The sequence below is a fragment of the Rubrivivax gelatinosus IL144 genome (assembly GCF_000284255.1).
GTDB classification, from domain to species: Bacteria; Pseudomonadota; Gammaproteobacteria; order Burkholderiales; family Burkholderiaceae_C; genus Rubrivivax; species Rubrivivax gelatinosus_A.
The window spans coordinates 2431244-2445180 of sequence record NC_017075.1; the positions used below are offsets into that span (position 1 = coordinate 2431244).

A 13937-nucleotide genomic window follows, 5' to 3' on the forward strand; every position below is an offset into this window, starting at 1 on the left:
GAGTTCCTGCCATGAACACCCCACTGCAAGACGTGCTGCGCCAGGAGCCGGCGCTGCGCGGGCTCGAAGCCTTCCAGAACTACGCCCGCCACACGCCGCACCTGCGCGACCCGCAGGCCAAGCGCACCCGCAAGATCGCCGCCTCGCTCCAGGAGGCAGTGCGCCGCGTCGGCCTGAAGGACGGCATGACGATCTCCTTCCACCACGCGTTCCGCGAGGGTGACAAGACGATCAACCACGTCGTCCAGGTGCTGGCCGACATGGGCCTGCGCAACCTGACGCTGGCCTCCTCGTCGCTGCTCAGCTGCAACACGCCGCTGATCGAGCACATCCGCAACGGCGTCATCAGCCGCATCTACACCTCGGGCATGCGCGGCAAGCTCGCCGAGGCGATCTCCAACGGGCTGATGGAGCACCCGGTGCACATCCACTCGCACGGCGGCCGCGTGCACCTGATCAAGAGCGGCGAGCTGAAGATCGATGTCGCCTTCCTCGGCGTCTCGGCCTGCGACGAGTTCGGCAACGCCAACGGCGTCAGCGGCAAGTCGCGCTGCGGCTCGCTGGGCTACGCCAAGGTCGACGCGCAGTTCGCGCGCCAGGTCGTGCTGCTGACCGAGGACTTCGTCGAGTTCCCGAACACGCCGGCCAGCATCTCGCAGGACCAGGTCGACTGCATCGTCAAGGTCGAGCAGGTCGGCGACCCGTCGAAGATCAGCGTCGGCGCCGCGCGCGTGACGAGCAACCCGCGCGAACTGCTGATCGCGCGCTGGGCCGCCGACGTGATGGAGCACTCGGGCTACTTCCGCGACGGCTTCTCGCTGCAGACCGGCTCGGGCGCCTCGTCGACCGCGGCCACGCGTTTCCTCGAGCCGCGCATGCGCAAGGCCGGCATCAAGGCCGCGTTCGCGCTGGGCGGCATCACCGGCGGCATCGTCGACCTGCACCGCAAGGGCCTGATCACGAAGCTGGTCGACACGCAGAGCTTCGACGCCGACGCCGCCGAGTCGCTGCGCAGCTCGCCCGAGCACGTCGAGGTCTCGACCAACGAGTACGCCAACCCGAGCTCCAAGGGCACGTTCTGCGACCGCGTCGACCTGGTCATCCTGTCGGCGCTGGAGATCGACCTGGACTTCAACGTCAACGTCATCACCGGCTCGGACGGCGTGATGCGTGGCGCCTCGGGCGGCCACAGCGACGTCGCCGCGGCGGCCAATCTGGCGATCGTCGTCGCGCCGCTGATCCGCAGCCGCATCCCGACCATCGTGCGCCGCGTGACGACCGTCGTCACGCCGGGCGAGTGCATCGGCGTGCTGGTCACCGACCACGGCATCGCGGTGAACCCGAACCGCCCCGACGTCGCCGAGCGCCTGCGCGCCGCCGGCCTGCCGGTGATGGACATCGAGGAGCTGCATGCGCGCTCGCTGGCGCTGACCGGCGAGCCGCAGGCCATCGAGTTCCTCGACAAGATCGTCGGCGTCGTGCGCTACCGCGACGGCTCGGTGATCGACGTCGTGCGCCAGGTCAAGCCCTGAGGGGAGGGCGCATGGACGGCAGCACCACGCCCGTGCCGGTGACGCTGGAGCAGATGCTGGCGGCGCGCGAGGAGCGCGTGCGCAGCCAGCAGGCGGCGCTGGCGGCCCACGGGCTGCCGCTGCTGTCGCTGACGCTGGTGGCGCCCGGGCCGGTGAAGGACAGCGCCGCGCTGCGCGAGGTGTTCTGCGTCGCGCTGGAGCGGCTGGAGGCGCTGTGCCGCGAGCACGGCTGGCGCATCGCCGCCTGCCGCGCCTGGCGGCAGGTCACCGGCTGCGAGGCGCTGCTGGCGATCGACGCCGACGCCGTGCAGCTCAAGCGCGCCGCGGTGGCGCTGGAGGACACGCATGCGCTCGGCCGTCTGTGGGACCTGGACGTGCTGGGCCCGGACGGGCGCTCGCTGTCGCGCACCGCACTCGGCCTGGCGCCGCGGCGCTGCCTGGTCTGCGACGAGGCGGCCCACGCCTGCGCGCGCTCGCGTGCACACCCGCTCGAACAACTGCAGGCGGCGATGGCCCGCCTGCTGGAGAACCATCGCCATGCGGCCGTTTGCTGACTTCGTCGCGCCCGCGGCAGGGGGGAGCGCGCGTGCACCGGCGGCCGCTGTGCGCCGGCCCGCGATCCTGGACACCCGCCGCGTCGCCGGCTGGGGCCACGAGGCCCTGATCCGCGAGGTCGAGCTGAGCCCCAAGCCGGGTCTCGTCGACCGCTTCAACAACGGCGCGCACGACGACATGGACCTCGCCATGTTCCGCGCCAGCGCCGCGGCCATCGAGCCCTGGCTCGGCGTCTTTTTCCGTTTCGGGCGCCGCGAATGCGAGCGGCCGGCGGTCGAGTTCCTGCCGCGGCTGCGGCCGCAGGGCCAGGCCTGCGAGCGGGCGATGTTGCGCGCCACCGGCGGCGTCAACACCCACAAGGGCAGCGTCTTCGCGCTCGGGCTGCTGAGCGCCGCCGCCGGCCGCTTGACCGGGCGTGGCGTGTCCGCCGATGCCGACGGGCTGTGCCTGGAGGTGGCGGCGATCTGCGACGGCCTCGTCTCGCGCGAGCTGCGCGACGGCGGGCCGGCGGCCACCGCCGGGGAGCGCCTGTACCGCGAGCACGGCCTGCCAGGCGCACGCGGCGAAGCCGCCAGCGGCTTCGCCACCGTGCGCCGCCACGGGCTGCCGGCCTGGCGCCGCGCACGCGCCGCCGGCCACGGCGAAGAGGCCGCGCTGCACGCCGTGCTGCTGAATCTGCTCGCCTACAATCAGGACACGAATCTCGTGGCGCGCGGCGGGATCTCGGCCCTGCATTTCGTCCAGACGCGCGCGCGGGCCCTGCTCGACGCCGGCGGCATCGACGCCGCGGACCATCTGGCCGAGATGCGCCGTCTCGACCGCGAGATGACCGAGCGCCACATCAGCCCGGGCGGCAGTGCCGACCTGCTGGCGGTGACGTGGTTCCTGTCCCGCTTCAGCCTTTACCAGGACGACGGCGGCCGGGTCGGCTCCTCGGCGCGCGGCTGCGTGGACTGAGGCCGCCTGCGGCCCCGGCACCCGCGATGACCCGCCGTTCTCCCGCCCGCGCCGCCGCGCGGCTCGCCCGCTGAGGCCGCCGTGGACCTGCTGCGCGCGCGTTTCACCGACGACACGCCCCGGCCGGCGGGCCCGCCGGCGGCCGGCTGGACCGCCCGCCTGGCGCGCCTGGCGACCTTCCAGGTGCGGCTGTTCATGCTGCTGCTGTGCGTGTCGGCCTCGCTGCTGTTCGTCGTCGGCTACTACGTCTTCGAGCGCATGCACGCGACGCTGTACGAAAACCTCGGCCAGCACGCCGTCGTGCAGGCGCAGCAGATCGCGGCGATCCCGGAGATGGTCGCCGCGGTGCGCACGCGCGACCTGCCGGTCGTCGAGCGCATCGCCAAGACGATGCTGCAGCGCACCGACGCCAGCTTCATCGTCATCGGCGACGCCCAGGGGCGGCGCCTGTACCACCCCAAGCTGCCGCCGGGCACGCCGATGGTCGGCGACGACAACACGCCGGTGCTGCACGACGGCCTCAGCGAGGTCACGGTGCGCACCGGCTCGCTGGGCTACGCGCTGCGCGGCAAGGCGCCGATCAAGGACGCCGACGGCACGGTCATCGGCGTCGTCTCGGTGGGCTATCTGCAGGACGTGATCTTCGACCGCGACGTCGCCCAGCGCGGGCCGGTCGTCGTCTTCCTCACCTTTGCGCTGGGCGCCACCTTCCTCAGCGCCTGGTTCTTCGCGCGCAGCATCAAGCGCCAGATGCTGGGCATGGAGCCGGCCGAGATCTCGCGCCTGGTGCGCCAGCAGGAGGCGGTGTTCGACTCGATCATGGAAGGCGTCATCGCCGTCGACCGCCACGACCGCGTGCGTGCGATCAACCACGCCGCGCGCGACATCGTCGGCGACACCCGGCCCAGCCACGAGATCATCGGCTGCCTGCTTGCCGACGTCGTCGGCAGCGGCGCGCCGAGCTGCGGCGAAGGCGGCGACTCGGCGCCCGAGATCCGCGACGCCGTGCTGCTGTTCAACAACGTGCAGGTCATCGCCAACCGGCTGCCGGTCATCGTCGCCGGCAAGCCGGTGGGCGCCGTGCTCAGCTTCCGGCGCAAGGACGACATCGCGACGCTCAGCCTGCAGCTCTCGCAGGTGAGGCGCCACGCCGAGAACCTGCGCGTGGTACGCCACGAGCACATGAACTGGCTGTCGACGATCTCCGGCCTGCTGGAGATGAAGCACTACGACGAGGCGCTGCAGCTGGCGCGCATGCAGTCGCGCACCCAGCAGCGGGTGCTGGACACGATCTCGCAGGCTTTCTTCAACGCCCCGGTGTGCGGCATGCTGCTGGGCAAGTATTACCGCGCGCGCGAACTCGGGCTGGAACTGGTTTTCGACCCCGGCTGCCGCCTGACCAGCCTGCCCGAGACGCTGAAGGTCTCGGAGTGGCTGTCGATCATCGGCAACCTGCTGGACAACGCCTTCGACGCCGCGCTGGCGCTGGGCGAACGCGGCCAGCGCGTGGCCTTCCTGATGATCGAGTCCGACGACGAGATCGTCATCGAGGTCGCCGACACCGGCGTCGGCGTCGACGCCAGCGTGCGCGAGACGCTGTTCGACCTGGGCGTCAGCAGCAAGCCCGGCGGCGAGCACGGCATCGGCCTGCACCTGGTGAAGACCTACGTCGAGCAGGCGGGCGGTACGATCATCATCGAAGAGAACGAGCCGCGCGGCACCATCTTCTCGTTGTTCATTCCCAAAGGAGCCGCCCGTGCTGCCGAAGCATGACGTCTTGATCGTCGAGGACGAAGCGCGCCAGGCCAAGTTGCACGCCGACTTCGTCGGCCAGCACCCGCGGCTGCGTGCGGCCGGCATCGCGACCACGATGGCCGAGGCGCGCCGCCAACTGGAGAGCCTGCAGCCGCGGCTGATCCTGCTGGACAACTACCTGCCCGACGGCAACGGCATCGACCTGCTCGAGCATCTGGTGACGCAGAAGATCGACGCCCACGTCGTCTTCATCACCGCGGCCAGCGAGATGGAGACCTGCAGCAAGGCGATCCGCCTCGGGGCCTTCGACTACATCATCAAGCCGATCGCCTACGACCGGCTGCAGGCGGCGCTGGAGCGCTTCTGCCAGTTCCTCGATTCGCAGGCCGCGCACCGGCAGGTCGACCAGCGCCGCGTCGACGAGCTCTACAAGCTGCAGTCCAAGGCGGCGCTGGAAGAGCGCCGCACCAAGGGCATCGACCCGCTGACGCTGTCGCGGCTGAAGGACCACTTCCTCGACGGCGGCCAGGAAGAGACCGCGGAAACGATCGCACGCGCGGTCGGCATCAGCAAGACCACCGCGCGGCGCTATCTGGAGTACCTGGTCGAGATGCGTTTCGTCGCCGCCGAGATCACCTACGGCAAGGTCGGCCGCCCGGAGCGCACCTACCGGCTGCTGCGGCCCGCGGCCAACGAGGGCGAATGAACGAGGCGGCGGCGCGGCCATGAGCTGGCAGTCGATGATGGACGCCCGGGCCTGCCCGGACACCACGGCCGCGCTGCAGGCCGCCGCGAGCGAACTCGACTTCGTGCTCGTGCCGGGGCGCTACGACTCCGGGCCCGAGCACTGGCAGTCCTGCTGGGAGCGCTGCCTGCCGCTGTGGCGGCGCATCACGCTGCAGAACTGGCAGGACCCGGACGTCGACCGCTGGGTCGGCGCCATCGGCCGGCTGACGGCGCGCAGCGAGCGCCGCGCGATCCTCGTCGGCCACAGCCTGGGCGCTCTGGCCTCGTGCTGCATGGCGGTCGACCATCCGGGCCGCGTCGCCGGCCTGTTGCTGGTGGCGCCGGCCGAGCCGGCGCGCTTCGAGGCCGAGGAGCGTGTGCCGGCCGGGCCGCTGCCGGTGCCCAGCGTGCTCGTCGCCAGCCACAACGACCCGTTCATGAGTTTCCGGCGTGCCGAGCACTGGGCGCGCACCTGGGGCAGCGAACTCGTCGACCTCGGCGAGGCCGGGCACATCAACGTCGAGTCGGGCTTCGGGCCGTGGACTTATGGGCTGGAGCTGCTGCGGCGCTTGAGCGATCGCGCGCGGAGCTGAGCGACGGGCCGCACGGAGCCGGCGCCGCGCACGCGTTCCGTCGCATGGAGGGCAGGCACGCAAACTGCCCGCGCCCGGCCCATGGCGTGTTCCGATCGCTTCCGCGTCGCGCGGCTGTTCCGTCACCTGGCCAGGCGCTGCGCGTCGGGCGTCGTGCCGGCGGCGCTGGTCGGCGCCGCGTTCGCCGCCGCGGCCGATGCCGCCGAACTGCGCGCCCCCGAGTCGTTCGCCGGCGTCGGCGAGCGCGCGGAGCAGTCGCGGGCGCTGTTTCGCGAAGCGGGCAAGGTGCTGCAGCACCCGCGCTGCCTGAACTGCCATCCGGTGGGCGAACGCCCGACCCAGGGCACGGCGATGCGGCCGCACGAGCCGCGGGTGGTGCGCGGTCCGGACGACCGCGGCGCGGCGGCGATGCGCTGCACGACCTGCCACCAGCAGGCCAACTACGAGCCCTCCGGCGTGCCCGGTCACCCGCTCTGGCACGTCGCGCCGCGGTCGATGGCCTGGCAGGGCCTGTCGCTCGGCGAGATCTGCCGGCAGCTCAAGGACGAGCGTCGCAACGGTGGCAAGACGCTGGCCGAGATCCACGAACACATGGCGCACGACAGCCTGGTCGGCTGGGGATGGCAGCCCGGCGGGGGGCGCGAGCCCGCTCCCGGGACCCAGCAGCAGTTCGGGGCGCTGATCGCGGCCTGGATCCAGACCGGAGCCGAGTGTCCGCGCGACGACGGCGCTCGCGCGGCGGCACGCTGAGCGCCCGGACCGTTTCTTCCAGGAGAGCGCATGGCGATCGACATCGAAGTGAACGGCCGGATCCGCCGCGTCGACGCGGATCCCGAGACGCCGCTGCTGTGGGTGATTCGTGAAGAGCTGGGCCTGACCGGCACCAAGTACGGCTGCGGCATCGCGCAGTGCGGCGCCTGCACGGTGCACCTCGACGGCGAGACGCGGCGCTCGTGCTCGACCCCGGTGGCCGCCGCCGTCGGGCACCGCGTCACGACCATCGAAGGCCTAGCCTCGCCGACGGCCAAGGCGGTGCAGCAGGCCTGGATCGCGCTGGACGTCGTGCAGTGCGGCTACTGCCAGTCGGGACAGATCATGTCGGCCGTCGCGCTGCTCGAGCGGCTGCCTCGTCCCAGCGACGAGGACATCGACCTGGCGATGGCCGGCAACATCTGCCGCTGCGCGACCTACCAACGGATCCGGGCCGCGATTCACGTCGCGGCCAGGCAACTGTCCTGAGGAGCCCGGCATGCACCCGCTGATCCGCGAGATGGAGGCGCGTGCCGCCCGGCAGGCGCGGGGCCCGACGCGGCGCACCGTGCTCAAGGCCGGCGCGGGCTCGGGCCTGATCGTGCTGTGCGGCGCCTGCTCGACGCCGCCGGCCGTGCCGCGCACCGGCGGCGTCGCGGCCGACGGCACCGGGACCGGCCCGTTCGCGCCCAACGCCTTCGTGCGCATCGGCAGCGACGACATCGTGACCATCGTCTGCAAGCACCACGAGATGGGGCAGGGCAACATGACCGGCCTGGCCTCCATCGTCGCCGACGAACTCGACGCCGACTGGGCCCGGGTGCGCGCCGAACAGGCGCCGTCCAACGCCAAGCTCTACAACAACCTCGCCTTCGGCCCGATGCAGGGCACCGGCGGCTCGTCGGCGATCGCCAACGCCTACGAGCAGATGCGCGAAGCCGGCGCGACGGCCCGGGCGATGCTGGTGGCCGCCGCCGCGCAGGCCTGGGGTGTCGATCCGGCGGAGATCCGGACCCGCGCCAGCGTGCTGTCGCATGCGTCCGGGCGCCGCGCGACCTACGGCGAGATGGCCGAGGCGGCATCGCGCCTGCCGCTGCCCGACAAGCCGGCACTGAAGTCTCCGGCGCAGTTCGTCTACATCGGCAAGGAACGCGGCGCGCCCCGGGTCGACTCGCCGTCCAAGTGCGACGGCACGGCGGTCTACACCTCGGACGTGAAGCTGCCCGGCCTGCTCACCGCGCTGATCGCCTGGCCGCCGAGCTTCGGCGCCCGCCTGGTCTCGTTCGACGCCTCGGCGGCGCGGCAGGTCAAGGGCGTGGTCGACGTGGTGCAGGTGCCCGAAGGCGTCGCCGTGGTCGCGACGGGCACCTGGGCCGCCCTGCAGGGGAGGCGTGCCCTGGTGGTGCAGTGGGACGAATCGGCCGGTCGCGCGCTCGATTCCGACGCGCTGCTGGCCTCGTACCGCGCCCAGGCCGCCCGGCCGGGCCTGCCGTTCACCAAGCCGGCCGCATCGCAGTCTGCCGCCGCCGGCGTGAAGACCGTCGACGCGGTCTACGAGTTCCCCTTCCTCGCCCACGCGACGATGGAGCCGATGAACTGCGTGGCCTGGCTGCACGACGGCCAGCTCGACACCTGGTCGGGCCACCAGTTTCCCAGCCTCGACCACCAGTTCGCCGCCCAGGCGGCCGGTCTGCCGATGGAGCGGGTGCATCTGCACTCGGTGCTCTCCGGCGGCAGCTTCGGGCGCCGCGCCAACGGCGCCGCGGACTTCACCGTCGCCGCGGTCCATGTCGCCAAGGCCATCGGCGGGCGCGCGCCGGTGCGGCTGCAGTACATGCGCGAAGACGACATGGGCGCGGGCTACTACCGCCCGCTGGTGCTGCACGCGGTGCGCGCCAGCGTCGATGGCCGCGGCCGCATCGCCGACTGGTCGCACACCATCGTCGGCCAGTCGATCATGGCCGGCACGCCGATGGCGTCGATGATCAAGGAGGGCATCGACGAGACCTTGGTCGAGGGGGTGCACCCGTCGGCCTACGACCTGCCGATGCTGCGCGGGCAGGCGCACATGCCGGTGCTGCCGGTGCGGCCGCTGTGGTGGCGCTCGGTGGGCAACACGCACACCGCGTTCGTGATGGAGACCATGGTCGATGAACTGGCCGAGGCGGCCGGGCGCGACCCGCTGGAGTTCCGCCTCAAGCTGCTGCACCGCAGTCCGCGGGCGGCCGGCGTGCTGCGGCTGGCCGCCGAGAAGGCGGGCTGGGGCCGGGCCGGCGCGCCGGGCAGCGCGCTGGGCCTGGCGGTCCACGAGTCGTTCAAGAGCTTCGTCGCCCAGGTGGCCGAGGTGTCGATGCGCGACGGCAAGCTCAAGGTCGAACGCGTGGTCTGCGCCGTCGACTGCGGTCTGGCGGTCAACCCCGACGTCGTGCGGGCGCAGATGGAAGGCGGCATCGGCTTCGCGCTGGGCGCGCTCTACTACGGCGAGATCGAACTGCGCGGCGGTCGTGCGGTGCAGCGCAACTTCGACGGCTATCGCTCGCTTCGCCTGCACGAGATGCCTCGCGTCGAGGTCCACATCGTCCCCAGCCCGGAGGCCCCGACCGGCGTCGGCGAGCCCGGCGTGCCGCCTCTGGCGCCGGCCGTCGTCAACGCGATGGCCCGGCTGGGTGTCCCGCGCGTGCGCCGACTGCCGCTCAGCCGTGGCCACTTCGTCGCCACCTGAGGCGGCGGCGGCCGGCCGTTGCGCACGCCGGGTTCCGTGCGTGCACCGGGAGCTGTCATGGCGCTATGGGGTGGGTGCTACTGCGGCGCGGTGCGTTACCGCGCCGATACCGTCTTCGACGCGGGTTACTGCCATTGCTCCATCTGTCGGCGCATCTCGGGCGCCGCCGCCGTCTGCTGGTTCAGCGTCCGGGAAGAGGACTTCGAGCTGATCCAGGGCGAGGTCGCGCAGCTCGCGTCCTCGCCGCACTTCACCCGTCATTTCTGCCCGCGCTGCGGAACGCATCTGTTCGGACGCGACGATCTGCCTGCGCCGCCGTCCGTCGGCAGCCGCCTGGTCTCGGCGATGCTGGGGACGCTGGACGAGCCTGACCGCGTCGCCCCGCGGCTGCACCAGTGGTGGTCCAGCCGCGTCTTCTGGGTCGAGCAGGCGGACGGGCTGCCCCGCTTCGAGACCGGACTCATTCCTCACCCGGACAAGCGACGAAGCAGGAGCGCGCCGTGACCCGACGCCGACGCAGGCGACGGACACTCGGGGCGCGCGCACGGCACGACAGACTCCCGCCCGGCCGTGGCGCCCAGCGCCACCTTCCCACCCGCACCGGTCGGGCCCGGGTGGCCTGCCCCCGGGCGGTGGGCCCTCAACCAGTAGATCGGTCGTGAGCAAGCCGTCAACGCCAGGTGGGAGAGTGGGGCGCCCTCCGTCCGACGAGGTGGTGGCGGCATTCCACGACGTCTTCGACGGCTGTCCCGAAGCCGTCGTCCTGATGCAGACCGCAGGATCGGTCTGCGCTGCCAACCCGGCCGCGTTTGCGGCATTCGGCGCGCCGCCGGCCTCGGCGTCGGATGGCGACGAACCCTGGCGCGCGGCCAGCCTCTTCGACGAGGACGATGCGCGGCTGAAGCCCCTGCTGGCCGAGCTGCAGGCGCGAGGCGCGGCGCGCGGCGAGGTCCGCATGCGCCGTTTCTCGGCCGAGCGCTTCGACGCCGAGGTGTCGGCCTTTTCTTTCGCCGGGCCGGCGCCGGCGAGCGCTTGCGTGGCCATCGTGCGCGACCTGACGGCGCAGCGCGCGGCCGAGGCGCGTGCGGTTCAAAGCGAACAGCGGCTCGGATTCGCGCTCGAGACCGCCGCCATCGGCGACTGGAGCCTGGACCTGGACACCGGCACGGTCCTGCGCTCGCTGCAGCACGCACGCTGCTTCGGCGAGCACGACGCCCAGGCGCCGTGGAGCTTCCAGATCTTCCTGCAGCGGGTCGAACCCGATGACCGCGACAAGGTGGAGCAGGGCCTGCTTCGTGCGCGCCAGGGCGACGGGGTCCACGACGTCGAGTTCCGGGTGCGCTGGCCCGACGGGTCCTTGCACTGGCTGTGGGCCAAGGGCCGCTTCTACTTCGACGCCGAGGGGCGCCCGCGACGCCTCGCCGGCGTCGTCGCCGACGTCACCGAGCGCCGGCAGGCGCGCGAGAAGCTGGAGTTCTCCCGCCAGATGTTCGAGGCCGCGTTCGCCAACAACCCGGCGGCCATCGCGCTGACGCGGCTCGTGGACGGAAGCGTCTTCGACGTCAACGACACCTGGCTGGCGATGACCGGGGAACGGCGCGAGGACATCGTCGGCCGCTCGGCGCGTTTCATGTGGCCGAACGCCGTGGACTCCCGGCGTTTCCTCGACGTGCTGCGCGCGCAGGGTGCGGTGCACGGCTGGGAGCAGGAGTTCCGCCGGCGCTCCGGCACGCCCTTCGTCGTCCAGATCTCGGCCCAGTCGCTGTCGATGCACGGCGAGCCGATGATCCTGTCGACCCTGGTCGACATCGGCGACCGCAAGCGCGCCGAGGAGGCCTTGCGCGAGCGCGAGGCCCTGCTGAGCACGCTGACCGAGCGTGCGCGCGTCGGCATGGTGATGGTCGACAGCGAGCGCCGCTACGTGTTCGCCAATGCCGCCTACGCGCAGATCCTGGATCTGCCCACCGCCGACATCGTCGGCCAGCGCATCGCCGACGTCCTGCCCGCGGTCTACGACGAGCAGGTGCGCCCCAAGCTCGACTCGGCGTTTGCGGGCCAGTCCGTCCATTACGAACTGACGCTGCCGCGCCGCGGCGACTGGGACAGCGACCATGTGTTCACCGTCGCCTACGACCCGCCGGTGTCGACCTCGCACGGTCCCTGCGTCATCGTCGTCATCGTCGACATCACCGACCGGGCGCGCGCCGAACGCGCCTTGCAGGAGCTCGCCGGCGGCCTGGAGCAGCGGGTCCTCGAGCGCACCGTCCAGCTGGCCGGCGCACGCGACGCCGAAGCCGCGGCCAACCGCGCCAAGAGCACGTTCCTGGCCAACATGAGCCACGAGATCCGCACGCCGATGAACGCCATCATCGGCCTGACCCACCTGCTGGCGCGCGATGCCAGGGAGTCTCTGCAGCGCTCGCGTCTGGCCAAGATCGACGTCGCGGCCAAGCACCTGCTCCAGATCATCAACGACATCCTCGACCTGTCGCGCATCGACGCCGGCAAGATGCAGCTGGAGGACACCGAGTTCTTGCTCGACGACGTGCTGGAGCGCGCCATGGAGATGGTGACGCAGCGGGCGCGCGAGAAAGACCTCGAACTGGTGGTCGACACGCGCGACACCCCGGAGCGCCTGCGCGGCGACCCGACGCGGCTGACGCAGGCGCTCATCAACCTGCTGGCGAACGCGGTGAAGTTCACCGCCGCCGGATGGATCCGGCTCGACGTCGAGGTGGTGGAGCGCGCTGCGCAGGAAGTGCTGCTGCGCTTTCGCGTGCAGGACACCGGGGTCGGCATCGCCGGCGAGGTGCTGCCGACCTTGTTCAGCGCCTTCCAGCAGGCCGACAGCACGACGACCCGCCGCTTCGGCGGCACCGGTCTCGGTCTGGCGCTGACCCGCCACCTCAGCGGCCTGATGGGCGGGGACGTGGGCGTCGAGAGCCGGCCGGGCGCCGGCAGCACGTTCTGGTTCACCGCCCGCCTGCGCGAAGGGCCGGCGCCGGAGGCGCTTTCCGGGGCCGAGCGCTGGTCGGGCCGCCGGGCCTTGCTCGTCGACGACCTGCCGGAATCGCTGCATGCTCTGGGCGATGCGCTGACGCGGCTGGGGCTCGACGTCGTCGCCTTCGCCGACCCCGCCGCGGCGGTCGAGCACGTCGCCGACGAGGCCGGGCACGAGGCGCCCCGGGCCTACGACGTCCTGATGCTGGACTGGCGCATGGGCCCGCCCGACGGTTTCCAGACCCTCGCGCGATTGACGGCGCTGCTGGGGGCCCGGCGGCCGCCGGCCGTTCTGGTGACGGCCCACGACGAGGACGCCTTGCAGCAGCGGGCCCGGGACGCCGGATTCGGCGCCGTGCTGCTGAAGCCGATCACCGCGTCGAGCCTGCACGACGCCCTCGTCGGCATGTTCCGCCCGCCGGTGACCGAGCCGGCGGAGCCGCCGTCCGGGCCGGACCGGCGCAGCGACGTCGAGTCCCGCTTGCGCCTGGGGCATGCCGGGCGGCGCGTGCTGCTGGCCGAGGACAACCCGATCAACCGCGAGGTGGCGGTGGAGCTGCTGTCGTCCGTGGGCCTGGTCGTGCGCACGGCCGAGGACGGTCGGGAGGCGGTGAGCAGCGTGCTGGCCGACCGTTTCGACCTGGTGCTGATGGACATGCAGATGCCGACGATGGACGGGCTGAAGGCGACACGGGAGATCCGGGCCGCGGGGCATCGCGAACTGCCGATCATCGCCATGACCGCCAACGCGTTCGACGAGGATCGCGAGGTCTGCCTGGCCGCCGGCATGAACGACCACGTGGCCAAGCCGGTCGATCCCGATGACCTCTATGCGGCGCTGCTGCGCTGGCTCCCCGGCGCCGCCGGCGACGCATCCGCCGGCGATGCGCCGGGGCGCGCCGCGCCCGCCGCGCGGGACACGCGCTCGCTGGAGGAGCGGCTGGCGGCGGTCGAGGGCCTGGACATCCAGGCGGCCTTGCGCAACGTGGGCGGCCGGGCCGCGGTGCTCGGGCGCGTGCTGGAGCAGTTCGTCCTGCGATACCAGGACGGCGCCGGGGAACTGGACCTGCGCGCCGCGCATTCCCTCCGCGGCGCCTGCGCGATCGTCGGCGCGGCGGCCTTGCAGGAGGCGCTGGCGAGCTACGAGCGCTGCTGGGACGCGCCGAGCGACGCCGGGGAGCGCCAGCGCCGGGCCGACGAGATCAACACCGGGCTCATCGCGCTGACCTCGTCGCTGCGCTCGGTGCTGGACCGCTGACACGGCGGCGGCCGGCGCAGCGCGACCAGCGGGCTGGCGAGCTCGGGCATGCCGCTTGCCCCGGCGACCCATCCAACTGTTCCCGATCG

General features: G+C 72.3%; 11 protein-coding genes. All 11 read left to right on the forward strand.

All coding sequences use genetic code 11. The annotated features are described in order from the left end of the window. Positions 1 to 11: 11 nt before the first annotated feature. Positions 12 to 1532: a citrate lyase subunit alpha gene (gene citF / locus RGE_RS11285; protein ID WP_014428519.1), complete on the forward strand. Its 1521-nt coding sequence runs from the start codon at positions 12 to 14 to the stop codon at positions 1530 to 1532. Between the two features lie 11 nt (positions 1533 to 1543). Then, positions 1544 to 2086: a citrate lyase holo-[acyl-carrier protein] synthase gene (gene citX / locus RGE_RS11290; protein ID WP_014428520.1), complete on the forward strand. Its 543-nt coding sequence runs from the start codon at positions 1544 to 1546 to the stop codon at positions 2084 to 2086. 49 nt (positions 2087 to 2135) lie between these two features. After that, a complete protein-coding gene (gene citG / locus RGE_RS11295; protein WP_014428521.1) occupies positions 2136 to 3044 on the forward strand; it encodes a triphosphoribosyl-dephospho-CoA synthase CitG in 909 nt (302 codons plus the stop codon). 81 nt (positions 3045 to 3125) lie between these two features. After that, positions 3126 to 4817, forward strand: a complete 1692-nt coding sequence (locus RGE_RS11300) for an ATP-binding protein (RefSeq protein WP_014428522.1) — start codon at positions 3126 to 3128, stop codon at positions 4815 to 4817. Next, positions 4801 to 5505, forward strand: coding sequence for a response regulator (locus RGE_RS11305; RefSeq protein ID WP_014428523.1), 705 nt, complete (start codon positions 4801 to 4803; stop codon positions 5503 to 5505). Before RGE_RS11300 ends, RGE_RS11305 begins: the two co-directional genes overlap by 17 nt. A gap of 19 nt (positions 5506 to 5524) precedes the next feature. Next, positions 5525 to 6118, forward strand: coding sequence for an RBBP9/YdeN family alpha/beta hydrolase (locus RGE_RS11310; RefSeq protein ID WP_014428524.1), 594 nt, complete (start codon positions 5525 to 5527; stop codon positions 6116 to 6118). An 81-nt stretch (positions 6119 to 6199) separates the two neighbouring features. Further along, positions 6200 to 6868, forward strand: coding sequence for a hypothetical protein (locus RGE_RS11315; RefSeq protein ID WP_014428525.1), 669 nt, complete (start codon positions 6200 to 6202; stop codon positions 6866 to 6868). Positions 6869 to 6898: 30 nt separating this feature from the next. Next, positions 6899 to 7357: a (2Fe-2S)-binding protein gene (locus RGE_RS11320; protein ID WP_014428526.1), complete on the forward strand. Its 459-nt coding sequence runs from the start codon at positions 6899 to 6901 to the stop codon at positions 7355 to 7357. 10 nt (positions 7358 to 7367) lie between these two features. Then, positions 7368 to 9590 carry a xanthine dehydrogenase family protein molybdopterin-binding subunit gene (locus RGE_RS11325; protein ID WP_014428527.1) on the forward strand — a complete coding sequence of 741 codons (2223 nt, stop codon included), beginning with the start codon at positions 7368 to 7370 and terminating at the stop codon, positions 9588 to 9590. 57 nt (positions 9591 to 9647) lie between these two features. Further along, positions 9648 to 10094: a GFA family protein gene (locus RGE_RS11330; protein ID WP_052310992.1), complete on the forward strand. Its 447-nt coding sequence runs from the start codon at positions 9648 to 9650 to the stop codon at positions 10092 to 10094. Positions 10095 to 10305: 211 nt separating this feature from the next. Next, entirely contained in the window at positions 10306 to 13848 is a 3543-nt protein-coding gene (locus RGE_RS11335; RefSeq protein ID WP_014428529.1) for a response regulator, read from the forward strand. Positions 13849 to 13937: the final 89 nt, after the last annotated feature.